Below are 24,796 nucleotides of genomic sequence, written 5' to 3'. Positions count from 1 at the left end.
GAGGAAATTTATGAAAGTAGGAATTGTAATGGGTAGTGATTCTGATTTGCCTATTATGAAGGAAGCTGCTGAGGTTTTAGAAGCCTTTGAAATATCCTATGAAATTTCTGTTATTTCTGCTCATAGAACACCTGAAATAGCCTTTGAATATGCCAAAACTGCAGAAGAAAGGGGATTAGAAGTCATTATTGCAGGAGCAGGAGGAGCAGCGCATTTACCAGGTGTTATAGCTGCATTTACTACTCTTCCTGTAATAGGTGTTCCTATAAAAAGCAAAACCTTAGACGGTTTGGATTCTCTTTTATCTATAGTCCAGATGCCCTCTGGAATTCCTGTAGCTACAGTTGCTATAAATAATGCTAAAAATGCAGGTCTTTTAGCTATTCATATTCTTTCTATCAAATATCCAGAAATTAAAGAAAAACTTGGAAACTATAGAGAAAAAATGAAAAAATCTGTTATGGAAAAAAACAAGAAATTACAAAAATTAGGATATAAAGAGTATTTAGCTTATAAAGCTTAAGTTTTTAAATATTTAAAAGCTTTTTTACCTATATCTTTTCTGTAATGTGCTCCTTCAAAATTAATAAGAGAGACTGCTTTATATGCTTTTTCTATAGCTGAGGGTATATCCTTATCAAGAGCGGTTACTCCAAGGACTCTTCCTCCGTTGGTATAAAATTCATCTCCCACCTTTTTTGTTCCTGCATGAAACACAATCACATCTGACATCTGAGAAACTTTATCCAACCCCTCTATTTTTTTGCCTTTTTCATATTTACCAGGATAACCTTTGCTTGCCATAACAACACAAACTGCTGCTCCATCTTTTTCTTTAAGATTTACTTCAGCAAGTTTACCTTCTATAGTAAGTTCTACTAATTCTAAAAAATCATTATCTATTCTTGGTAAAATAGCCTGAGCTTCAGGATCTCCAAGTCTGCAATTAAATTCAAGCACATAAGGTTCATTATTGACTATCATAAGTCCTGCATAAAGAAATCCTAAATAAGGATGTCCCTCTTTTTCAAGAGTTTTTATAATAGGAGCTATTACCTTTTGTTCTATTTTTGTTCTTAGTTCTGGGGTGATTAAAGGTGCAGGGGAATAAGCTCCCATACCTCCTGTATTAGGTCCTTCGTCATTATCAAGAAGTCTTTTATGATCCTGTGATGTAGGAAGAGCCTTAAAAGTATATCCGTCTGTAATTACTATATAAGAGGCCTCTTCTCCTACCAATTTTTCTTCAATTACTACTTTATTTCCTGATTCTCCAAAAATTTTTTCTTCCATTATTTTTTCTATTGCTTTAATGGCTTCCTCTTTGGTATCACATACAAAAACGCCTTTACCAGCACAAAGCCCATCTGCTTTTACTACAATGGGAGCACCCATCTTTTCAACATAGGCTTTGGCTTTAGAAGAATCATCAAAAATTTCAAATTTAGCTGTAGGAACCCCAGCTTTAGCCATTACTTCCTTAGCAAAAGCTTTACTTCCTTCAATCTGAGCACATAATTTATCCGGTCCAAAAACTTTTATACCTTCTTTTTCTAAATAATCCTTTATACCCTTAACCAAAGGCTCTTCAGGACCTGGGATTACAAAATTTATATTATTTTCCTTACAGAAATCAGCAATTTTTTCAAAACTATTTAAAGATATATCTGGAAAGGTTTGAGCAATTTCTGAAATTCCACCATTTCCTGGTATGCAAAAAAGTTTTTCTAATTTAGAAGATTTAGAGATAACATAACATATAGCATGTTCTCTTCCGCCTCCTCCAAGAACAAGTATCCTCATTTTAACTTCCTCGTTCTCATTTATTTTTTAAAATTATTATATATTTTTAAACTAAGAGTGTCAACTGTAAAAAACTAATTTTATGTAATCTTTTTAAATAGAATCTGAATAACCTTGTTTTAATGATAATTTAGGGTTGAATTTTTTTATAATAAATGATATATTCTGTGATATGGGGGTTTATAGAATAGAAGTTGCTACTAAACCTAATTTTAAAGATGTTTTCGGTGCAAAAGTTTTTAAAAAAATTGAACAGGATCTTGGTTTTTCCTTAGAAGAAGTTCATTTTATCAAAGTTTATCTCGTAGAAGGTGACTTTTCTGAAGATATTATTGAAACTTTTACTAAATCCGCTCTATGTGATCCTGTAATTCAAATCTTTAGCATTAACAAGCCTCTTTCCTTAGAGCTAAATTATTCTTTTGATTGGGTTTTAGAAATTGGTTATCGTCCTGGTGTTACTGATAATGAAGGAAAAACTGCAGAAGAAGCTTTAAGTTATATTTTGGAAAGACCCTTGGATTCCTCTAAGGAAGGTGTTTATTTTGCCCGTCAGTTTCTTATAAAAGGTTCTATAAAAAAAGAAGATGTAGAGAGAATTGCTAAAGAGCTTTTAGCTAATGAACTTATTGAAAGATGGTTTATCCTTTCTAAGGAGGATTTTATTCAAAAAGGATTAAGTTATCCTGTGCCAAGAGTTACAGAATATTTTCCACCTGTTGTAGAAACTTTCAATTTGGCAGAGCTTTCAGAAGAAGAACTGATTAAGCTTTCTAAAGATCGTCTCTTGGCTTTAAATCTTAAAGAAATGCAGACTATAAAAGAATATTTTTCCAATCCTGATTTTATAAAGGTGCGAAAAAAATATGGGCTTGATGAGGCCATCACCGATGTAGAACTTGAAAGTCTTGCTCAAACCTGGTCAGAACACTGTAAACATAAAATTTTTAATTCTAAAATTTATTATAAAGACCTTGATACCGGCGAAGAAAAGATTATAAACAGTCTATTTAAAACCTTTATAAAAGCCTCTACAGAAGAAATCAGAAAAGAAAAAGGCAAAAGAGATTTTTGCTTATCTATCTTTGTAGATAATGCAGGAGTAATCAAACTTGATGATAAATGGGCTTTGGCTTTTAAAGTAGAAACACATAATAGTCCCTCTGCCCTTGATCCCTATGGAGGTGCTTTAACAGGGATTGTAGGAGTAAACAGAGATCCCCTTGGTACAGGTAAAGGAGCTAAGCTTATTTTTAATACAGACATATTTTGTTTTGCTCCTCCTGATTGGGATAAACCTTTACCACCTCGTATTTTACATCCTAAGCGTATTTTTGAAGGAGTAAGAGAAGGGGTGGAACACGGAGGGAATCAAAGTGGAATACCTACGGTAAATGGATCTATAGTCTTTGATCCCAGATATCTTGGCAAACCTCTGGTTTACTGCGGAACAGGAGGGCTTTTACCTCTCTGTATTAATAATGAACCTTCTTGGGAAAAAAGAGCCAAACCTGGTGATTTAGTGGTAATGGTAGGTGGAAAGATTGGAAAAGATGGTATTCACGGAGCAACTTTTTCTTCAGAAGCTTTACATGAAGGATCTCCTGCTACAGCCGTGCAAATAGGAGATCCTATTACCCAAAAAAGAATGGTAGATTTCTTACTTAAAGCCAGAGATGAAGGTTTATACAACTCTATTACAGATAACGGTGCAGGTGGCCTTTCTTCTTCTGTAGGAGAAATGGCAAGAGAATCTGGAGGAGCTGAAATAGATCTTGCTAAAGCTCCTTTAAAATATCCTGGACTTCGTCCTTGGGAAATCCTTGTTTCAGAAAGTCAGGAGAGAATGACTGTGGCTGTTCCCCCTGATAAGATTGATAGATTTTTAGAATTAGCTAACAAAATGGGAGTGCTTGCTACAGTTCTTGGTAAATTTACTGATTCTGGTTATTTCCATATTTTATACGAAGAAAAAACTGTAGGGTTATTACCTTTAGAATTCTTACATAACGGGGTTCCTCAACTTGAATTATACGCAGAATGGAAAACACCAGAATACTCCAGAAAACCTAAAGTGGAAAAACCTGAAGATTTTGAAAAAATCTTAAAAGATCTATTAAGTTCTTATAATATCTGTTCCAAAGAATATGTTGTTAGACAATATGACCATGAGGTTCAAGGCGGAAGTGTTATTAAACCTTTAGTAGGTGCAGAAAATGATGGACCAAGTGATGCAGCAGTTTTAAGATATGACCTTGAGAATGAAAGTGGAATTGTAGTAGCTCATGGAATATGCCCTAAGTTCTCAGATTTTGATACCTATTGGATGGTGGCAAATGCTATAGATGAAGCAATTAGAAATGCTGTTTGTGTAGGTGCTGATTTAGAATACATGGCAGGTCTTGATAACTTTTGCTGGTGTGATCCCATAGAAAGTGAGAAAACCCCTGATGGAAAATTTAAACTTGCTCAACTTGTTAGAGCCAATATGGCTCTTTATGATTTTACTAAAACTTATGGTGTTCCCTGCATTTCTGGAAAAGATTCTATGAAAAATGATTATCTTATGAGCCTTGGATTAGATCCAGATAAACCCAATCCTTATGGAGTAGGAACTATTCTTTCTGATGGGGGTTTAAAAATTTCTATTCCACCTACCCTGCTTTTTTCTGTAGTTGGTAAAATACCTAAAATTCAATTTGCCCAAACTATGGATGTCAAAAATCCAGGGGATTTTGTTTTTATTTTGGGAATAACTAAAGAAGAACTTGGTGGGTCTGAATATTTTAAACTTTTTGATATAAAAGGGGGTGAAGTTCCCAAACCAGATCCCCATTTAAATAAAAAACTTTATCTAAGATTAAGAGACGCTATTTATTGGGGATTAATTGAGTCTGCTCATGATCTTTCTGATGGAGGTTTGGGAGTTTGTCTTGCTGAAAAAGCCTTTTCAGGTGGCTATGGCATAGCAGTAGATTTAAGCGCTGTCCCTTATGAAGGAGAAAAAAGAGAAGATTACATCCTATTTTCTGAAAGTGCTGGAAGAATTCTTGTAACAGTTAAAAAAGAAAAAATTAGAGATTTTGAGAAACTTATGTCTGATCTTCCCTTTGCTCTTATTGGAGAAGTTATTGCTGAACCAATTTTAATTATTAAAGATCTAACCGGAAAAACCATTTTAAAATCTGATATAATACAGCTTAAAAAAGCCTGGCAATTGCCTTTTAGTAATTGGTAAATTTTTAAAAAGGTTTAAAAAATGAAAATTAGAGTTTATCAGTATCCTTCTAAAAGAGCAGATTCATATTTAACAAAAATTATAAATCGTATAGAGAGTTTTCCTGTTAAAATTGAAAGAAATGTTAAAAAAATTGGAGAAAAAGTTAAAAAAGAGGGTGATAAAGTTTTAATAGAATTTACTCAGAAATTTGATGGAGTTTTGTTTAAATCCTCTGAATTAAAAGTTACAGAAGAAGAAATAGAAAAAGCCTATGAAAAAATTCCAAAAAAGCTTCTTTCTGCTATTCGTTTAGCTATAAAAAAAGTTAGAAAATTTCATTCTCAGGCTTTGCCTCAATCTTGGTTTATAGAGGATGGTTCTAATATTATCTTAGGGCAGGTAGTTAAACCTGTTGAAAAAGCAGGGATTTATATACCTGGAGGGAAAGGTGGAGAAACTCCTCTTGTTTCCACAGTTATCATGACTGCTGTACCTGCTAAAGTAGCAGGTGTTGAAAAGATTGTAATGGTATCTCCTCCCAGAAAGGATAAAACTTTACATCCAGCTCTTTTAGTAGCTGCTAAAGAGGCAGGAGTAGATGAAATATACAAAGTTGGAGGACCCTGGTCTATCTTTGGTTTGGCCTATGGAACCGAAACATTACCAAAAGTAGATGTAATATGTGGACCTGGGAATATCTATGTTACTATAGCTAAAAAACTTGTCTCTTCTTGGATAGGAATAGATATTTTGGCAGGACCAAGCGAAATTTTAATTATAGCGGATGAAACAGCAGATCCTGAATTTGTAGTCTGGGATTTGTTAGCTCAGGCTGAACATGATCCCATGAGTTTAGCTATCCTTATAACTACTTCTAAAAAATTAACTAAGGAAGTCAAAAATCTTTTACCTTCTGCTTTAGCAAAAGGGTTTAGAAGTGAGATTGCAGAAAGATCCCTTTCTCAAAGAGGAGCTATTATTATAACTCAGAATCTGGAACAGGCTTTCTTTTTAGCAAATCTTATAGCCCCTGAACATTTAGAGCTTTGTATAGAAAATTCTATGGAATATTTATCTATGGTTAAAAATGCTGGTGCTGTATTTTTAGGTTCTTTTACTCCTGAAGCTATGGGAGATTATATAGCAGGACCTAATCATGTTTTACCAACCATGGGATTAGCCAGATTTTGCTCATCTCTTTCCGTGGAAAAATTTTTAAAAAAGATTAATTTTTTGAAGTATTCCCTGGAAGATCTCAAATCTGAAGCAGACAAAGTTATTTTACTTGCAGAAACAGAAAATCTTCCTTCTCATGCAGAAGCTGTAAAAGTAAGAATAAAAAAACTGAGGAGGGATCTAAAATGAAAGAATATGATTCTTATTTAGAATTTACAGAGGAAATTCTTGAAGATATAGATACTCAAGTAGAAAATTTAGGTCCCTGTAAAATTCCTAATCCTATGAAACAAGCTCCTATGTCTTTTATTACAGATGATATCAGAATAACTCTAAGGCTTAATTATAGTTATCTTAAAGAAAGTCTTTCTCAAGGAAAAGACATTCCTTCTTTAGAAGTAGCTGGACCAAGACCTTATATCTATTTTGATCCCTCAAAAGTAAAAGTAGGAATTGTCACTTGTGGAGGTTTATGTCCAGGTATAAATGATGTGATTCGTTCTATAGTAATGACTTTATACTATTCTTATGGAGTAGATAAAATTATAGGATTCAGATACGGGCTTCAGGGATTTATTCCTAAATATAGACATAAAGTATTAGAGCTTAATCCTGAATTAGTTAAAGATATTCATACTATGGGAGGAACCTTTCTTGGAACCTCCCGTGGGCATCAACCTATTGATGAAATTGTTGATACCCTTGAAAGAATGAATATTCAGATCCTTTTTATGATTGGTGGAGACGGAACTTTTAGAGCAGCTTATAAAATAAAAGAGGGAATAGATAAACGGAAATTAAAAATTGCTGTTATTGCTGTCCCAAAGACTATAGATAATGATATCTGGCTTGTTTCAAAAACTTTTGGTTTTGATACTGCAGTAGAACTCGCTTGTAATGCTATAAGATGTGCTCATACAGAAGCCATCGCAGTACCAAATGGAATAGGTTTAGTAAAACTTATGGGAAGACACTCTGGTTTTATAGCAGCTGCTGCTACTCTTGCTACTAAAGAAGTCAATTTTTGTTTGATTCCTGAAATGGATTTTGATATAGATGGACCTAAGGGTCTTTTAGCAGAATTAGAAAAAAGATTGAAAAATAGAAAACATGCAGTAATAGTAGTAGCAGAAGGAGCAGGACAAAAATATGTTCAAAAAGATCCTCCTGAATATGATGCTTCAGGAAATATAAAACTTGGAGATATTGGAAGATATTTAAAAGAACGTATAGAAGAGTATTTCAAAGAGAAAAATATACCCATTGTTATAAGATATATAGATCCAAGCTATATTATAAGAAGTGTTCCTGCTAATGTTGAGGATAGAATTTATTGTGGATTTTTAGGGCAATATGCTGTCCATGCTGCTATGGCTGGAAAAACAGGTATAATGATAAGTAATATTAATGAGCAATTTGTTCATATTCCTTTAAAAGAGGCAGTAAAAAGAAGAAAACAGATTAATCTACATGGTAGATTCTGGCTTTCTGTATTAGAATCAACAGGACAGGGAACCTTAAAAAATAACTGATGGATAAAGGTCAAAAATTAAGTATTTTTCTTGTTATTCTTATTTTTTTTTCTCTCTTTCTTCTTTTTATAGAGAGAGAATATATAAAGTATGAAAAAATCAGTTATAGTGAATTTAAAGTTTTAGCTAAAAATAAACTGGTTGATAATTTAATTATTAAAAAATCAGTTATATATGGGAAATTTAAAGAGGGAGCAGCAAAAAAGTTATTTGAATTAAGAAAAAAGCCTGTTAGTGTAGCTACATATTTTAAAACTTACAAACCTCCAGAAGATCCTGATCTTTTTAAACTATTGGATCAAAAAGGAATTAATTATGAAATAAAGCCAGAAAACAATCATTGGTTTACACTTTTATCCTGGATTTTTCCTTTATTAATTTTTATTGGATTTTGGCTTTTTATCTTTAAAAGATTTGCTTCTCCTGATGGAGGAATTATTAGCTTTGGTAAAAGCAAAGCCAAAATCTATATAGAAAATGAAATTAATGTAACTTTTAAAGATGTAGCTGGGGTTGAGGAGGCAGTAGAAGAATTAAAAGAAATTATAGAATTTTTAAAATATCCTGATAATTTTACCAGGTTGGGTGCTAAAATTCCTAAAGGCGTTCTTTTAGTGGGTCCTCCTGGCACAGGGAAAACTCTGCTTGCTCGGGCAGTAGCAGGTGAGGCAGGAGTTCCTTTTATTTCTATTTCTGGTTCTTCTTTTGTAGAAATGTTCGTAGGAGTTGGAGCTGCACGCGTAAGAGATCTATTTGCCCAAGCAGAAAAAATGGCTCCTTGTATAATATTTATAGATGAAATAGACGCTGTAGGTAGAGTTAGAGGTGTTTCTCCTGCTGGAGGCTCCGAAGAAAGAGAACATACTCTCACTCAATTACTCACAGAGATGGATGGCTTTGACCCTAAAAAAGGAGTTATAATTATTGCAGCAACTAATAGACCAGAAACTCTTGATCCTGCTCTTTTAAGACCAGGAAGATTTGATAGAGTGATAGTGGTTGATCGTCCAGACTTAAAAGGAAGAGAAGAGATTTTAAAATTACATTGTAAAAATATTAAACTCGCTCCTGATGTAAATTTAAAAGTTATTGCAGCCAGGACCTCTGGAATGGTTGGAGCAGATTTGGCTAATATTGTAAATGAAGCTGCTTTACTTGCTGCAAGAAAAGGTAAAGAAGCTGTAGAAATGGAGGATTTTGAAGAGGCTATAGATAGAGTTATAGCAGGATTAGCCAAAAAAAATCGTTATCTTTCTCCTGAAGAAAAAAAACGTATTGCTTATCATGAATCTGGTCATGCTATAGTAGCTTCTGTTCTCACTCCTCATGAAAAAGTGCATAGGGTTTCTATTATACCAAGAGGAATTGCTGCTTTAGGTTATACTTTACAACTTCCTTCAGAAGAAAAATATTTAGTCACTAAAAAAGAACTTCTTGCTAAGATTTCTGTTCTTTTTGGAGGTAGAGCTGCAGAAGAATTGGTTTTTAAAGAGGTCTCTACAGGCGCTCAAAATGACCTTGAAAAAGCTACAGAAATTGCAAGAGCTATGATTATGGATTATGGAATGAGCGAAATTTTAGGCCCTCAAACCTTCAGAAAAAGAGAACATCTCTTTTTAGATATTCCTTTTAAAGAAAGAGAACTTATTTCAGAAGAAACTGCTAAAATTATAGATAAAGAAATTGCCAGAATTTTAAAAAATTGTTATGAAAGTGCAGTTAAAATTTTGGAAGAACGGAGAGAGCTTTTAGAAAAAATGGTCAAACTTTTAATTGAAAGAGAAGTCCTTGAGGGAGAAGAACTTGAAAAATTATTATATCAACACAAAAAAGAGGAGGAAAAAAATGAAATATAAAATAGTTATTTTTCTTTTGGGAGTTTTTATTTTCTTATTTTGTAAAAATTCTTGGTCAGATATTCCTCCAAAAGTTTATGAACAAATTAAAAAGGATTTTACTCCTATTTCGGCTTTTATTATAGGTTCAGAAGAAGGTGAGATTATAATTGATAAAGGTGCTGCTCAAGGAGTAAAACCTAAGGATATTTTTTCAGTTTATAAATTGGAAAAAAAAATAACTGATCCACGCACAGGTAAAACCTTAGGATTTTTAAAAAAATTTATAGGAAAAATTGAAATCACTCATGTGGATGAAAATTTTGCTACAGCAAAAATAATTTCTCAAAAAGAAAAATTTCCTATACCCACTCCTATTAAAAGATTTACTGATTTAAAAATACTTGTAATTTCTGAAAAACCAAATCCAGATGAAAATTTACTTTTAATCTTAAAAACCAATCTCCCCGAATGTGAAATAATTTTCAACCCAAATCTTAAATTAAGTCAAATCTCTTTTGAATATCTTTTATCCAATAAAATTGATCTTGTTTTTGTAGAGGATGAAAATATTATAAAAGTTTACAATTATAAATTAGATTTAATAAGATATTATGGTGGTTTTAGTTATAAACCTATTACACATATTCCTGCCATTACTTATAACTATCAACCTTCTCAAGATTTTCAGATTTTAAAGCCTTCACTTTTAGGAAAAATGAAAAAAGAAGTAATTCAATCTGAATTTACAGATTTGGACAATGATGGAATTCCAGAAATGGTTTATTTTAATGATCAAGGATTATTTATAGTAAAAATAAAAGATGGTCTTTTAGCTAAATATAAGCCACAATATGGTAAGATTTTGAATTTTTCTGTTGGTCCCTCTGGTTGGATTGCTTTAAATATTTATGATGAGAGAGTTGGCATGAGAAGTGAAATTTTGAAATATACCTCTAAAGGGCTTGTTCCTGTAATCACTAATATTAATTTGATTCTTAATTTTATAGATTATACCGCCAGAGGAGTAAAAGATACCCTTATTGGTCAGACTTTTGATTCAGAAAAATTTTTTGGAAAAGATGTATATATCTTAAAAAGAGAAAATGACAAATTAATATATGCCATGAAATTGGATCTCCCTGAAAATTATAAAAACATAGGGAGTTCTTTTGTAGATTTAGATAGGGATGGGAAGCCTGAAATTCTGAATTATCTTCCTGATGGAAAGTTGGGGATTTATAAAAATAATGATTTAGTTTGGGAAACTCCATATCCTGTAGCTGATCATTTTTACAATATAAAACTGGTAAAAGGAAAACCAAGTTATCAAATAATAAAACAAATTGTTAAACCTTTAATCACTCCTGTGATAGCTGATCTTAATAAAGATGGCATACCTGATGTTCTCTTTGTATCTAATAAATTTCCTTTGAAAACTGTAAAATCTGATCTCAAATATATACCATTAAATAGTGCCACTTCTCAAATATTTGTTCTTAGTTTCAAAGGAACTTATTTTTATAAAAACATTACAAATGCTCAAACAGGATTTATTACAGGAATAGGGGTAGTAAATCATGTACTTTATTTTACCAATGTAAAAGGAAAATATCCTGGTCAAACAGAGAGTGAGCTTTATTTTAGTTATTTTTAAGGCTTTTCCACAGTAATAACAGTATGAACATTCCCTCTGGGATGAAAATCAGCTATTACTTTAAGTTTTTTGGGCTGAAGTAAATTCCAGAGGGCATCAAATATTTCATTAGTAGCAGCCTCATGAGAAATATAACGGCTTCTAAATTTATTAAGCCAGAGTTTCAAAGACTTTAATTCTACAATTTTATCCTTAGGAATATAGGAGATTTTAATTACAGCAAAATCTGGATATCCTGAACGAGGACAAAGACAAGTAAACTCTGGAAAAGTGATTTCAATCAGATAATTTCTATCAGGATAGGGATTGTCCCATGCTTCAAGCTGAGCTTCTTCTATAGCAATTTCACCATATTTTTTTTCTGCCATAAGATATTTTTATTTTATAGCAATTTTTTAAAAAAACAAGAACAAGATGATTCTTTAATCACATTTTATTATCATTTAAACAGTAAAACTTGAAATTTCATATTTAATATTTATAATTTTTAATATAATTATGCAATCAAGTGGAAACATCTCTAAAGAAGAAATATGTAATTTAATCTATAAATTAGCTTTAGAAATAAATAAAATCATTATTATAACAGATACACAAAGAACAATCTTATTTGCCAATGAAGCTTTTTATAAGATCTCTAACTATTTAAAAGAAGAAATTATTGGGCAGAAATTAGATTTATTTATTGAATCGTCTAAGTTAAAAAACTTATCTATTTTAAGAAAAAATTACTCATTTATAGCAAAATTGAAAAAAAAAGATGGTATATATACCACAGTAGAACTTACCATACTACTTCTTAAAAATAAAGATTCTTTGGAAGCTTTTGTGTTTTTTGGAAAAGAATTAAAATCTATTATATCTCATAACAAAGAATTTATAAATTTAAAAGAAACCTTAAAACACGTTGAAATTTATATTACTGAATTTAGAAATAATCCAATTTTGTTTATTGTATTAGAAATTAGAAACTTTTTTACTATATCTTCAAGTTTTGGTCTAAATGTAGCTTATAAAATCACTAAAATTTTAAATAATCAATTAAAAAAACTTTTCCCTGAAGCCTACATTTCAAACATAAGATTAGATCAAGTTCTAATTGTCATTTTTAATCAAAATAAACATTATTTACCTGGTATTATAAGTTCAATATTTGATAAATTACTTTCTCCCATAAATATAAATGGTGAAGAAATCCCTATAAGTTTTAATTTGGGTATTTCTACATATCCAGAAGATGCAGATAATGCAGAAGATCTCTATGAAAAAGCTCTTTTAGCTTTAGATTTAGCTAAAAACAAGGGAGAAAATATACATTTTTCTTATAGTAAAGATATAGATATTTTAATTAAAAAAGAAATAGAAAAGAGAAATGAAATATTAAGGGCATTAAAATATGAAAAATTTTTACTTTATGTACAACCCATTTATTCAAGCAAGACCTTTGAAATTGAAAGTTTTGAAATTTTGCTTAGATTAAAACATAATGAAGAAATTATACTTCCTAAACATTTTATTGAAATATTAGAAAATTCCGGGCTTATTACGAAAGTTGAAAATTGGATTTTTGAAAAAATAAAACTACTTGCTTCTAAAATTAATAATATTAAAGCTATTCCATCTATCAATTTATCAGCTAAAAGTTTCTTTACTCCATCTTTAATTGATAAATTGAAGAATTTAAGGGAAATCTTAAAATCACCGTTTATAATTGAACTTACAGAAAGATTATTTATAGAACCCAATGTCTTTTCTATTCTTAAAGAAATTAAAAAATTAGATATTCTAATTGCTATAGATGATTTTGGTACTGGATATTCTTCCTTAGGATATTTAATAGACTTTCCTGTTGATATAGTAAAGATAGACATGAACTTCATTAAAAGGATGATAAATGAACCAAAAGTCATGGCTATAGTTCAAGTTATTATAGATCTTTCTAAAAAATTAGGAATTAAAACTTTAGCAGAAGGGGTAGAAAACGAAAAACAATTAAAAATTCTCCAAAGTTTAAATTGTAATTATTTACAAGGATTTTATTTCAGCAAACCGGTTTCTATAGAAGATTTTATATTAAACTATGAAAAATATCAAAAAAAATAAAAATTAAAAAGAACAACGATTATGAAAAATGAAAAACCTAATTAATACTTTAAAAATTTTGATTGTAGATGATGATAAGTTTTATTTAGATATTTTAAAATATAATCTTAAAAAGATATGCCCTAATGTTAAAGCTTGTAGTAATCCTAAAGAAGCTTTAAAAACTCTTAAAAACGAACAGTTTAATATTTTAATTGTAAATTACCGATTACCATATATTAATGGATTAGAATTAGCAAATGTTGCTAAGCAGTTTAATCCTGATTTGGAAACTATTTTGCTTACTACAAAAAGAGATATTTCTTATTTAAAAACATTAAATGTCGCAATAGACAAGTATATCTTAAAAGATGTTTATTCTAAAACTATTAATAATTTGATAAAAGTCATTGAAAATTTAATCCAAAATAAAATTTGTAAAAATTTTACATTGGAAAAACCAGAAATAAAATTGGAAAGTTCAAAATTAATTAACAAATATCTACAATATCAACAAAAAGAAGCCTTTAAAAAACAAAAAGAGATAATTAACAACGAGTTGATCTCTTCTACATATTGGGAAGACATTCCATTAGGTAAAAAAATTTTTTATTTTAAAACATTTTATAAACCTATAGAAATTCTTAGTGGAGATACATATTCTATAAGAATTTTAGAAAAGGGAAAAATTTTTTTCTTTATTTTTGATGTAATGGGAAAAAGTATTCCTGGTTCTATTACTGCTGTTACAGCTACAGCTTTTATAAACTATCTGATAAATATATTACCAAGATTACGTATAAAAGAAAATTTAAATAATAATGAAAAAATATTTGATTTTTTGGTTAAAGAATTTATATATTTCATTAATTCCATTCTTTTGGAAAATGAAGTATTATGTGCATTATTTTTACTAATGGATGTATCAAAAAATGAAATTTTGGTATCTAATTTTGGTATGCCACCTTTATATATTATTGAAAATTCCAAGTTAAAAAAAATATATTCTGAGCAATTACCTATTTCCAAATATACCCATAATTTTAAAAAGGTAAAAATTGATTTGGCTAATATAACAAAAATGTTAATACTTTCAGATGGCATTTTAACTGCACAGGCTTCAGATTACAAATTTTATTTTAAACTTTTAGATAACGATTTTTTGTACTCAAACACCTTTAAAGATTGGTTATGTATTTTTTATGAAAAAATCAAAAAGTTTGATGATGATCTTACAGCAATATATATAAATTCTTGTGAAATAAAAGGTTTTTTTAAATCGGAATTTGAAATAAATTCTAATTTAATTGAGATTAATAAATTTTTAACTTTAATCTACAAAAGATTACAAAAAACCAAATATTTTAATTCTTGTGCTAATAAATTTCTTACTATTATGAATGAACTATTATTAAATGCTCATGAACATGGTTCTTTAAAGTTAAGTCCTCAACAAAAAGAAAAATTTATAATAAATGGAAATTATTCCAATTTTGTAGCTAACGCTATTACTAAAAAAATTAAAATAAAATTTGTTTTGTCTATTTCTAAAAAGGAATTGTATATAATTATAAAAGATGAAGGAAGTGGATTTAATAAAAAAGATATTCTTGAAAATGGTTATAAAAGATTGTTTAGTGGTTATGGATTTAAAATAATAAATCAATTAGCTAAAGATTTTTTCTTTAATTTAAGTGGTAATACTATAGTAGTAATTTTTGATTTAAAAAACTGTTTTCCAAAAAAATTGTAACATCATCCATTATTTTTCTTTTTTCTTCCTTCTCCTTTTCTTTTATCCTGTTCTCTAAAAGTTTTAAATCCCTATGTAAGGTTTACTTTCTCTATCTCAAATACATCTATAACGCCTAAAATCTTTAAAAATTTATAAAGATCTGGATTTTTAATTTTTATCTTAACCTTTATATTTTCTTTTAAAACTAATTTCAAAAGAAATCCTATAATAGAAGAATTTAATATCTCTGCATCATTAAAGGTTAATATTATTTCTCTATATCCTTTCTCAACCAAATTAGTAACTACCTCTTTAATAAGCCAATAATCACTTATAGTAATAACATGTCCAGTAATTATAAGTTCATTTTCTTTCTCCGTAATAGAAACGTTTACACTAAAATCTTCTTCCTGTAAAATTAGATTATTCATATCATTCTTATTCATTTTCTCTTTCCCCTCTTCTTTACAAATCTATTCCCAATTTTCTTTTACCTATTTTCAATCTTTTTGAGCTATATTTTCCATTTATTAATGACTTTTGTTTTAAACTTTAAACTTTTCTATAGCATTTTTAAGGTCATTTCCAAGTTTGGCTACTTCTTTTGAAGTTTCAACTAACTGTTCTATTCCTACTTTTATATCTTTTGTACCTTCTGCAATACTCCCTACATCCTTTGCAACAGAGTCTGCAGTAACACTCATTTCTTCTGTTGCACTCGCTATAGTTTGAATCATTTCTTGTAATTTATCAGCTTTTTCTGCAATAGTATTAAGGATATTAGATGCTTCTTCTGATAATTTAACTCCTAAATTAACCTTTTCATTTATATCTTTTACTGCATTTTTAACTTCCTCTACAACATTTTGAATTTCCTTAATCATCTGATCTACTTCTTCTGTTGATTTATTTGTTCTTTCAGCAAGCTTTCTAATCTCTCCTGCAACTACAGCAAAACTTTTACCATGTTCCCCTGCCCTTGCCGCTTCAATAGTTGCATTTAAAGCTAAAAGATTAGTTTGTTCCGCTACATCTTTAATAAATGTTACTACTTCTTGTATTTTTTCTGTCTCTTCTACTAACCTGAGCATTATATCTTGCAATTTTTTACCAGCTTCTTCTATCACTTTAACCTCTTGAGCTGTTTTAAGAGTTAATTTTTCTCCTTCTCTTGCAACCTTAGCTGTCTCTACACTTGAATTGAGTATATTTTGAGTATTCTTAGCAATATCAACAACAGTTACACTCATTTCTTCAGCTGCACTTGCTATTTGGGTAGTTTTTTCTGTAGTCGTATCTATATTAACACTAAATTCTTTACTTATAGTATTCATTTCCTCTGCTGAACTTGCAAGAGCTATGGATACTTCTTTTATTTCTCTCAAAAGCCCTTTTACATTTTCTATTGTATCTCTAATACTCTGAGCTATTATTCCCATTTCATCTTTACGTGCTACATCAAACTTTATAGTAAAGTCTCCCCCTTTTACCTTCTTGAGATTTTCACTTATTTTTCTAACAGGTGTTTTTATTCCATTTATTACATTAATACATACAAAAAATGATATAATTACAGAAATAATACCTAACAATAAAAGCACAATAACACTTGAACGTACAGATTCTTTTACATCACCTATTTCATCCTTTAATTCTTTTCGATGATAATTTAACAATTCACTAACTTTTTTATCAATTGTATTTATTTTTGGAAGAACTTCTTTATCGTAAATCAAATTCGCTTCAGAAGTTTTTCCTTTTAAAGCAAGTTCAATAACTTTATTATTTTTTTCTTTTAAATTTAATATAGCATCAATAAATTCATTTAATTTTTTAGCTTCTTCTTTAGATACCGTAGCCTTTTTCAAAAACTCAAGATTTTTTTTATAAATATCCTCAACTCCTTGAATTTTTTTATAAAGCTCTTTCCTCTTTTGCAAATCTTCTACACGAAGCATCATTAAAAGCTCTCTTACTGTAACATCCGAAACTAAAGTTCTTATATTTTGCACTGCCTCTAATTTATAAAAATTATTGTATAATTTTCTCATATGTTTTTCTATTTTTGAAAGATTTAAAAACATATAAAAAGAAAGCAAAATTATCAAAAAAATCAATATCCCAAATCCTAAACCTATTTTTTTAGCAATACTTAAATTTTTAAACATATAATCCTCCTGATTCTCTGTATAATCTAACAATTTTTATAATTATCTGATACTTCTTTACAACTCTATCCCTAAATTTTCTTTTACCCATTTTTCAAATCGTTTTGAACTACGTTTCCCCATTTATAAACATACTTACAGCTGCTGAACTAATATCTAAATCTCGAGCAATGTCCTTTTGTTTTAACCCTTTTAATAATAAAGCTGTTTTTATTTTTATCGTTCTTTCTTTAGTTTTTATTTTTATCATTTTTTAAAAAAATTATAATCTGAAATAGAATTGCTTTTATGGGGGTTATAATTTAAAATTAATATATAATATTAAAGATTTTTTTTGTTTAATATTTTTATAAAATACTAATACAATTTAGAAAATTGTCAAGTTAAAATGGCTTAAATTGGTTAATTTTTTAACCAATTTTGATTAAATATATGACAGAAAAAAGAAAGGACAACTTTAGCATGAGACTAAAATTACTTAGAAAAAAGCTTGGTCTATCTCAAAAAGAAATGGCAGCTCAATTAAATATACCTTTTACCATGATTTCTAAATATGAAAATGGAAAAATAAAACCTGGTTATGATATGCTTATAAAAATTGCACTCCATTATAAAGTTAATCTAAATTGGTTACTTTTAGGAATTGGAAATATGTTTATAGATCATATTGAAACATCTCAAAAATTATTAGAAAATAATTTCTTTTTTATAAATTCAACATTAGAAGACTATCATTATCTTTTTGAAAAAATATTTAATCTATCATTAATAGAAGAATTTTTAACATTTTTTATAAATTTTATAAAAGCTAAGAATGGAAACGAAAAAGCTTTAAAATTTCTTCAAGACTTAGTTAAGGAACTTGAATCATAAAAAAAATGAATACCTTAGCGTTTTTTAAAATTGCTTAGTGAACTATAAACTCCTCTGAAACATAGAATTCATGCGCCCCCGGCAGGACTCGAACCTGCGACACCGAGATTAGGAATCTCGTGCTCTATCCTCCTGAGCTACGGGGGCATATTAAATTCCTTTTTATCTTAATATTTTAAAACAATTTTTCAAGATCCACAATTCAAATATAAAAACTTATTTATTTAAACTTATTTATTTAATTTGAAATCCTTAAATTCCTCTAAGGACATAGGTTTGGCTAAATAATATCCCTGCAAATAATCAATTCCTAAAACATAAAGTAAATCTACTATTTCTTTTGTTTCAACAAATTCTGCTATGGTTTTAAGACCAAGTTCTTTTGCTAAATAAATTATTCCTTTTAATATACTTACATGCTTTTTTGAATCTAAAACTCTTTTTACAATTGATCCATCAATCTTTAAAAACTCAGCATCAATATTAATAAGTGAAGTAAAAGAAGCATACCCTGCCCCAAAGTCATCTATAGCAAGTTTTATTTTTGATTTTTTAATACTTTGATTAATAAGTTGTACACCTTCTGAAAAATGAACTAAAGATTCTTCTGTAATTTCAATTACAAAATAAAAATCTTTTTTATGGGCCAAATCATTAAGAATTTCAATTTCTGAAGATAAGTAAATCGCTTTTTCTATGGATTTGATAGTTTTATTTATAAAAATATATTTATTTTTATACAGCTCTAAATACTTTGAAGATAAAATTTTTTCAATTAAAGCATCTTCAAGTTCATCTATATATCCTATTTCATGAGCAATTTCTATAAAATGTCCTGCTGGTATTAAATTTCCTTTATTATCTAAAATTCTTAAAAGTATCTCCCCTCCTATAATCGTCAACTTTTCAGCATCAAAAATGGGTTGTATATAAGGAACTATTTTTCTTTCTTTAATAGCATACTCTATAAGTTCTTTAATTTGTGTAAATTTCTGAATATATTCTTCAAACTTAGATTCAAAAAATTTCCAAGTATTTTTCCCTGCTTTTTTAGCAGCTTTCAAGGCTATAAAAACAGCTCTTAAAAGCTCAGAAGAATTCTTTCCATCAGAAGGATAAAAAGCCACTCCTAAGGAGGCAGTTATTTGTATATCTATTCTCCCCAAATTAAATCTATAATTTCTGACCTTTTTAATCAAATTTTCTATAAAATCTAAAAGCTCTAAAAAAGTAATATCATAAACAGCTATAATAAACTGATCTCCCTCATATTTTCCTAAAAACACATTATCTTTTTCTATCTGCCTCTTTAAATATTTAGCAAAATCATTTAATAAAAGATCAGCAATTTCAGGACCATATTTTGTGTTAATAAAAAAATAATCATCTATATCTAATAAAATTAAAGCTAATTCCTTATCTTCTTCCTGAGCTTTAAAAATATATTGATCTAAAAGGGATAAAAAGGCATTTTTAGTTAAAATATCAGTTAAAGAATCTTTATATACGTCTTTACATTTTTCTTGACCATATTTTAAAAAACATCCTAATTTTTTATCCATAACTAAAATGTGAGTTATTAACCAATTTTTTAAAAATTTAAACAATTCAAAGCTTGCATAATCTTCTTCTTTTTTTCTTATTAGCTCTTTTATTTTGCTCTTGAAAAACTCGTGAGCTTTTTTATGAACCTCCTTTTCTGGACACTTATTCTCATCCATTAATCGTTCTTCAGTTTTAAAATGATAATTGGTATAATCAACCAGTTCTCTTAAAATTCTATCTAAAACTTCCTTTTCTTTTTTTTGAATTAAAGCCTCATACAGTTCATTAATCAGACTTATTAATTTTTGATGTTGAGTATCTACTTCTTTTATACCTGTAACTAATTGTTCATTCCATTCTATTAACAATTTTTTTTCCCTTTTTTAAAAATTTTTAGAAATAATATTTATATAAAAAATTTTATAATACATTCTTTTTTACGTCAATGAAATTAAGAATTTTATATTGATTTTTTTCTATTTTTTAGGTAAAGTTAAAAAGAAACTATTTTAGATCAGGAGGTTTTTAATGAAAGATTTATCTTTAAAAACTACTCATATAGGAAGTCTTCCTTTAGAAGATCCTAAAAAATCTGTAGAATTAGTTTTTGAAAACCTGGATATTCCAGCTTGGCCTCAACTGTCTAAGATAAAAAAGGAAAGTATGCTTTTACAGTTCAATGAAGGATTGCCAGGGTTCAATTGGGATAAAGAGAAAATTGATACTTCCTCCCCTAAATTTGAAGAAGATATGCTTAAATTCTATGAAAACTATTTACAAATTGTGGAAGAAAATAATTTAGAACTTTTAGAAAATTTTGGTTTATCTGAAGAAGTAGCAAAAGGATTTAAAGCCTTTTTAAGTTTTGGAGAAAAATATAAACCATCTATTGTAAAAGGTCAAATTACAGGACCTTTTACTTTGGCTACAGCTCTAAAAATAGAAACAGGAGAAATACCTATATTCAGAGATGATTTAAGAGATCTTATTACAAAATTTATTAGTATAAAGGCTTTAGCTCAAGGAATAAAATTAAAAAAGCTTGCCCCTGAAGTAATTATTTTTCTTGATGAACCTGGTCTGGCAGGATTTGGATCTTCTGCTTTCATAACTATTTCAAAAAATGATGTTATTACTATGCTTAATGAAATAGCTACTCTTCTCAAAAAACATAATATCATCCCAGGAATCCATGTATGTGCAAACACTTCATGGGATATAGTTTTAGAATCAGAAATAGATATATTAAATTTTGATAGCTTTAATTTTTATGAAAAATTTGTAATTTATGATAATCATATTAAAAACTTTTTAAAAAAAGATAATAAGTATATAGCTTGGGGAGTAATTCCTACAGATAAAGAACAACTGGAAAAAGTAGAGTTAGAAGAAGTTTTAAAAAAATTTAAAAATCAATTAAAAGACTTTTCTGTTAAAATTGATTTTTCTGAAAAAGAAATTCTTAAAAAAAGCCTGTTTACACCTGCCTGTGGTATGGGAAGTCTTACTGTAATTTTAGCTGAAAAAGGACTAAATTTATTAAAGGCTTTTAAAAACCATATAGCAGAGGAGGTTTAAAAAATGGCTATAAGGGCTTATATTTTAATTAATACCCAGATAGGACAAACTCAAAAAGTAGCAGAAGAACTAAAAAAGATTTCAGAAGTTAAAAAATTAGATATAATTATGGGACCTTACGATATAATAATAGAAATTGAAGTGCCAAGTTATGAAGATATATCTCAGATCCTTTTAAATAAATTACAAAGCATACCTGCTATTAACCACACTATGACATGTCCTGTAGTAAGTTAAAGTGAGCAAATATAATCTTTTACAGGAAAAAGTTTTAGTTTTAAACAAATATTATCAGGCTATTCAAATAACTACAGTGCAAAAAGCTATCTGTCATCTGGTAAAAGGAACTGCAAAAGTTATAACTACAGACTGGACTACTCATTCTTTTGAAGAATGGATTAAAATTAGTAAATTTTATGAAAATGGTAATGGTAAAATGATAAAAAGTCCTTCTGTAGCTATTTTGGTTCCAGATGCTATTTATTTACCCTATTATGAAAGTCTTCCCAAAACCGAGGTAGTTTTTTCAAGACAAAATTTATTATTAAGAGATAAGTTTAGATGTCAATATTGTGGTAAACTTTTAAAAAACCCCAAGGATAGAACCATAGATCATGTAATTCCTAAAAGTAGAGGAGGGAAAACTGTTTGGACTAATGTAGTTTTATGCTGTAAAAAATGCAATCTCAAAAAAGGTAATAGAACTCCTGAAGAAGCAGGTTTAAAACTTTTAAAACCTCCTAAGGAACCAAAATGGCATTCTCTTATTTTGGAAGAATTTCCTAAGCATAAAAAGGAAACATGGAAAGTATTTTTAAATTTTGCAGGTATTTTAGAAGATTAAATTATATTCTTTGATCTTTTTCTATAATTTTAACTGCCTTTGAAATCAATTTCATAGCTTCTAAAGGTATATCCTTAGGTACATACAAATTAAAATCTATTATAAGATTTCCTCTTTTATTATTCTCTAAAAATGGGCCTCTTTCTTTAAGAACAATAGGTGTTCCTTGAGTAAATAGCTCTGAAGGAATATATTCCTCTCCTTCCAGAGTTTTTACAGAAATCTCTTTTTTTAAAATCACCTCCCAAAAAGGTATATTACATTTATATATTAAATTGGTTCCATCTAAAATAAAATAAGGATGAGGTAAAATATTTATCTCTAAATACAAATCATAATCTGTATTAACTGCTTCCTTAGGAATAAAAAGAATATCTCTATTTTTAAGTCCTAAGGGAATATCTATTACTATTTCTTTAAGTGTTTTTATTTTACCTTTCCCTTTACATTCTTTACAATTTTCTATATATAAATACCCTTCTCCTTTGCAATAAGGGCAATTTAAATTATCAATTATACCTTTCCCCTGGCAAAAATTGCAAACCTGAATCTTTCCATTTTGGTTTTTTCCTGTTCCATTACATTTAGGACAAACTTTTTCTTCTCCAAAAATTTGAATTTTTTTCTTTCCTCCTAAAGCTACTTCTTCTACAGTAAGATCTAAAATTGAAAAAAAACAATTTCCTTTTAAAGGTGGATTTTTAACAACTTTTATTTTGGGAATAGTCTTATAATTTTTGAGATAGTTTTGATACCATTCCAAAAGATTTAGAAAATCTTCTTTATTACCACCTTTATCAGGATGTAACTTTTTAACTTGTTCTCTAAAATAATGCTTAATATCTTCAAAAGATTTAAAATTATTTAACAAATTCATATTTTAATCCTTTTTTTAATCCTTTTTGTAATAACAACTTGTTTTTCCTATAACTTTTCGTTCCATATCTGGAAAAGTCAAAGGAGCAATCTCTGTAGCTCCTAAAATAAGATATCCCCCTGGCTTTAAGCAATTCCATAAGTCTTTAAATACTTTCTGTTTAACCTGATTTGAGAAATAAATCAATACATACCTGCAAAAGATAATATCAAACTTTTCTTTTATTTTTTGACGAGTTTCTAATAAATTTAAAACCTCAAAATTAACTATATTTTTCACTTTCTCATCTATTTTCCAATAAGGTCCTTCTTGTTTAAAATATTTTATTAAAAAATTAACTGGAAGACCTCTGTTAATTTCTATCTGGTTATAAACACCTTTTTTGGCTTTTTCTATACTTTTTTTAGATATATCGGTAGCATAAATAAAAACTTTAAATTTTTTTAAATAGATTGAAAAGTGTTCCAATAGAATTAAGGCAATACTATAAGGTTCCTGACCCGTGGAACAAGCAGCAGACCAAATAGAGATTTTTTTTTCCTTTTCTCTTTTTTTAAAAAGCTCAGGTAAAATATAATTTCTTAAAGCTTCAAAGGGATAAAAATCTCTAAAGAAATAAGTCTCATTAGTGGTTAAAGCATCTATAATTTCATTTAATAATTTATGGTCAAATCCTTGTTTTATTCTGTTATATAATTCTTTTATATCTTTATATCCTAAACTAAGAGCAAGTTCGCTTAAACGGCTTTCTACTAAATATTCTTTTCCCTCTCCATAGGATATACCACTAAATTTTTCCACAAGGGTTGTAAAAAAATCAAATATTGCTCTTTCCATTTAACTACACCTGAAGAGTTCTTTCAATCTTTGAGGTATTTGTGAAAGATTAAGGATTTCATCAGCCAAATTTGCTTCTATAACAGCTTTCGGCATACCAAAAACTATACAACTTTCAGCATCTTGAGCTAAAACTACACCACCTTTTTCTTTTATTTTTTTTGCCCCTTCTTTTCCATCATTTCCCATACCAGTTAACACTAAAACTAAGGTCTTACCATTATAGACCTCTGCTAAAGATTCAAACAATTCATCTACTGAAGGTCTGCAAAAATTTCGAGGTGGTCCTTGATGTAAATGTATTCTTATCCCTGCTCCCTGCTTTTTTACTACCATATGATAATCTCCAGGAGCTATATAAACTAAACTATCTTTAACAGGTTCTCCTTGTTCAGCTTCTTTTACTCTGAGGACAGACATATGATCCAATCTTTCGGCTAACTGTTTAGTAAATATCGGAGGCATGTGCTGAACTATTAAAATTGGAACAGGAAAATTAGCAGGCAGTTTAGGAATAATTTGCATTAAAGTTTGGGGACCACCAGTGGAAACACCTATACCACATACCTTATAATCCCCTGCTTTTATTTTAGGCTTTTTTACAGGGGGTTTTAATAAGACTTTTTTAATTACAAGTGATTTTATTTTAGGAATAAGATCTTCTTTTATTTTTTTTACACTTTCTACAAACGATTTAGAAGATGGTTTAGGAACAAAATCACTTGCTCCTAAGGATAAAGCCTCAATAGTTGCTTTAGCACCTTCCTGGGTTAAAGATGAAAACATTATTATTTTTATATGTGGAAGTTCTCTCCTTAAGATTTTTAAAGCTGTTAAACCATCCATCACAGGCATCTCTATATCAAGGGTGATAACATCTGGATTTAAAGCTCTGGCTTTTTCAATAGCCTCCTCTCCATTTTTAGCAGTATCAACAACCTCTATCTCTGGATCTTCTTTTAAAATATCAACAATTAATTTACGCATTATAGCTGAATCATCTACAACCAAAACACTAATTTTTTTATTCATGA

At 28.9% G+C, this 24,796-nt stretch carries 21 protein-coding genes and 1 tRNA gene; 12 read left to right on the top strand and 10 right to left on the bottom strand.

Annotated elements, in window-relative coordinates:
• The first annotated feature begins 10 nt into the window (after positions 1-10).
• Complete coding sequence (purE, locus tag CC87_RS01085) at positions 11-523, top strand: 5-(carboxyamino)imidazole ribonucleotide mutase (protein WP_038055180.1); 513 nt, start codon at positions 11-13, stop codon at positions 521-523.
• On the opposite strand, the gene purD is transcribed toward purE, so the two are convergent.
• Complete coding sequence (purD, locus tag CC87_RS01080) at positions 520-1,803, bottom strand: phosphoribosylamine--glycine ligase (RefSeq protein WP_038055179.1); 1,284 nt, start codon at positions 1,801-1,803, stop codon at positions 520-522. The genes purE and purD overlap by 4 nt on opposite strands.
• A gap of 172 nt (positions 1,804-1,975) precedes the next feature.
• On the opposite strand from purD, the gene CC87_RS01075 reads away from it, so the two are divergent.
• Genes CC87_RS01075 through CC87_RS01055 form a run of 5 tightly spaced genes read left to right on the top strand, consistent with a single transcriptional unit; the run spans position 1,976 to position 11,223 of the window.
• Positions 1,976-5,041: an AIR synthase-related protein gene (locus CC87_RS01075; protein WP_038055178.1), complete on the top strand. Its 3,066-nt coding sequence runs from the start codon at positions 1,976-1,978 to the stop codon at positions 5,039-5,041.
• A gap of 21 nt (positions 5,042-5,062) precedes the next feature.
• Positions 5,063-6,388: a histidinol dehydrogenase gene (gene hisD / locus CC87_RS01070; RefSeq protein ID WP_051920385.1), complete on the top strand. Its 1,326-nt coding sequence runs from the start codon at positions 5,063-5,065 to the stop codon at positions 6,386-6,388.
• Positions 6,385-7,731 carry an ATP-dependent 6-phosphofructokinase gene (locus CC87_RS01065; RefSeq protein ID WP_038055176.1) on the top strand — a complete coding sequence of 449 codons (1,347 nt, stop codon included), beginning with the start codon at positions 6,385-6,387 and terminating at the stop codon, positions 7,729-7,731. Before hisD ends, CC87_RS01065 begins: the two co-directional genes overlap by 4 nt.
• Positions 7,731-9,587 (top strand): ATP-dependent zinc metalloprotease FtsH, encoded by a 1,857-nt coding sequence (gene ftsH, locus CC87_RS01060; protein WP_038055175.1) that lies wholly within the window; start codon positions 7,731-7,733, stop codon positions 9,585-9,587. The genes CC87_RS01065 and ftsH overlap by 1 nt, the downstream gene beginning before the upstream one ends.
• On the top strand, positions 9,577-11,223 hold the full coding sequence (locus CC87_RS01055) for a FlgT C-terminal domain-containing protein (RefSeq protein ID WP_038055173.1): 1,647 nt from the start codon (positions 9,577-9,579) through the stop codon (positions 11,221-11,223). The genes ftsH and CC87_RS01055 overlap by 11 nt, the downstream gene beginning before the upstream one ends.
• Here the strand turns inward: CC87_RS01055 and queF are convergent.
• Positions 11,220-11,591 carry a preQ(1) synthase gene (gene queF, locus CC87_RS01050; RefSeq protein WP_038055172.1) on the bottom strand — a complete coding sequence of 124 codons (372 nt, stop codon included), beginning with the start codon at positions 11,589-11,591 and terminating at the stop codon, positions 11,220-11,222. The two genes, CC87_RS01055 and queF, sit on opposite strands and share 4 nt — an antisense overlap.
• Before the next feature lie 130 nt (positions 11,592-11,721).
• Between queF and CC87_RS01045 the strand changes: the two genes are divergently transcribed.
• The gene (locus tag CC87_RS01045; protein WP_038055171.1) at positions 11,722-13,326 is read left to right on the top strand and encodes a sensor domain-containing phosphodiesterase; all 1,605 of its coding nucleotides are present in this window, start codon (positions 11,722-11,724) and stop codon (positions 13,324-13,326) included.
• Between the two features lie 28 nt (positions 13,327-13,354).
• A complete protein-coding gene (locus CC87_RS01040; protein ID WP_038055168.1) occupies positions 13,355-15,058 on the top strand; it encodes a response regulator in 1,704 nt (567 codons plus the stop codon).
• A 71-nt stretch (positions 15,059-15,129) separates the two neighbouring features.
• Here CC87_RS01040 and CC87_RS01035 read toward each other — a convergent pair whose 3' ends face one another.
• The 3 genes from CC87_RS01035 to CC87_RS09395 form a co-directional block, all read right to left on the bottom strand.
• On the bottom strand, positions 15,130-15,486 hold the full coding sequence (locus tag CC87_RS01035; RefSeq protein ID WP_038055165.1) for an STAS domain-containing protein: 357 nt from the start codon (positions 15,484-15,486) through the stop codon (positions 15,130-15,132).
• A gap of 99 nt (positions 15,487-15,585) precedes the next feature.
• Positions 15,586-17,208, bottom strand: a complete 1,623-nt coding sequence (locus tag CC87_RS01030) for a methyl-accepting chemotaxis protein (protein ID WP_038055163.1) — start codon at positions 17,206-17,208, stop codon at positions 15,586-15,588.
• 109 nt (positions 17,209-17,317) lie between these two features.
• A complete protein-coding gene (locus tag CC87_RS09395; RefSeq protein WP_156955553.1) occupies positions 17,318-17,458 on the bottom strand; it encodes a helix-turn-helix domain-containing protein in 141 nt (46 codons plus the stop codon).
• A 212-nt stretch (positions 17,459-17,670) separates the two neighbouring features.
• Here CC87_RS09395 and CC87_RS08535 point away from each other — a divergent pair, with 212 nt between their 5' ends.
• Positions 17,671-18,081: a helix-turn-helix domain-containing protein gene (locus CC87_RS08535; RefSeq protein WP_051920383.1), complete on the top strand. Its 411-nt coding sequence runs from the start codon at positions 17,671-17,673 to the stop codon at positions 18,079-18,081.
• A gap of 73 nt (positions 18,082-18,154) precedes the next feature.
• On the opposite strand, the gene CC87_RS01020 is transcribed toward CC87_RS08535, so the two are convergent.
• Both CC87_RS01020 and CC87_RS01015 read right to left on the bottom strand, forming a co-directional pair.
• Positions 18,155-18,228: transfer RNA gene (locus CC87_RS01020), tRNA-Arg, on the bottom strand.
• 83 nt (positions 18,229-18,311) lie between these two features.
• Positions 18,312-19,994 carry a bacteriohemerythrin gene (locus CC87_RS01015; protein ID WP_038055161.1) on the bottom strand — a complete coding sequence of 561 codons (1,683 nt, stop codon included), beginning with the start codon at positions 19,992-19,994 and terminating at the stop codon, positions 18,312-18,314.
• Positions 19,995-20,154: 160 nt separating this feature from the next.
• Here CC87_RS01015 and CC87_RS01010 point away from each other — a divergent pair, with 160 nt between their 5' ends.
• Genes CC87_RS01010 through CC87_RS01000 form a run of 3 tightly spaced genes read left to right on the top strand, consistent with a single transcriptional unit; the run spans position 20,155 to position 22,048 of the window.
• Entirely contained in the window at positions 20,155-21,204 is a 1,050-nt protein-coding gene (locus CC87_RS01010) for a uroporphyrinogen decarboxylase/cobalamine-independent methonine synthase family protein (RefSeq protein WP_038055159.1), read from the top strand.
• 3 nt (positions 21,205-21,207) lie between these two features.
• The gene (locus tag CC87_RS01005; protein WP_038055157.1) at positions 21,208-21,441 is read left to right on the top strand and encodes an Lrp/AsnC family transcriptional regulator; all 234 of its coding nucleotides are present in this window, start codon (positions 21,208-21,210) and stop codon (positions 21,439-21,441) included.
• 1 nt (position 21,442) lies between these two features.
• Entirely contained in the window at positions 21,443-22,048 is a 606-nt protein-coding gene (locus CC87_RS01000) for an HNH endonuclease (protein WP_038055156.1), read from the top strand.
• A gap of 1 nt (position 22,049) precedes the next feature.
• Here the strand turns inward: CC87_RS01000 and CC87_RS00995 are convergent, their stop codons facing one another.
• From CC87_RS00995 to CC87_RS00985, 3 genes are read right to left on the bottom strand one after another with little or no spacing between them, the layout of a single operon-like run.
• A complete protein-coding gene (locus CC87_RS00995) occupies positions 22,050-22,925 on the bottom strand; it encodes a DnaJ C-terminal domain-containing protein (RefSeq protein ID WP_038055155.1) in 876 nt (291 codons plus the stop codon).
• 15 nt (positions 22,926-22,940) lie between these two features.
• Positions 22,941-23,762, bottom strand: a complete 822-nt coding sequence (locus CC87_RS00990; RefSeq protein ID WP_038055153.1) for a CheR family methyltransferase — start codon at positions 23,760-23,762, stop codon at positions 22,941-22,943.
• On the bottom strand, positions 23,763-24,794 hold the full coding sequence (locus CC87_RS00985; protein WP_038055151.1) for a protein-glutamate methylesterase/protein-glutamine glutaminase: 1,032 nt from the start codon (positions 24,792-24,794) through the stop codon (positions 23,763-23,765).
• Positions 24,795-24,796 lie beyond the last annotated feature (2 nt).

Source organism: Thermodesulfobacterium hydrogeniphilum (assembly GCF_000746255.1).
Lineage (GTDB): Bacteria > Desulfobacterota > Thermodesulfobacteria > Thermodesulfobacteriales > Thermodesulfobacteriaceae > Thermodesulfobacterium > Thermodesulfobacterium hydrogeniphilum.
The sequence above is the reverse complement of the archived record's forward strand: the minus strand, read 5'-3'. Positions and strand labels throughout refer to the sequence as shown.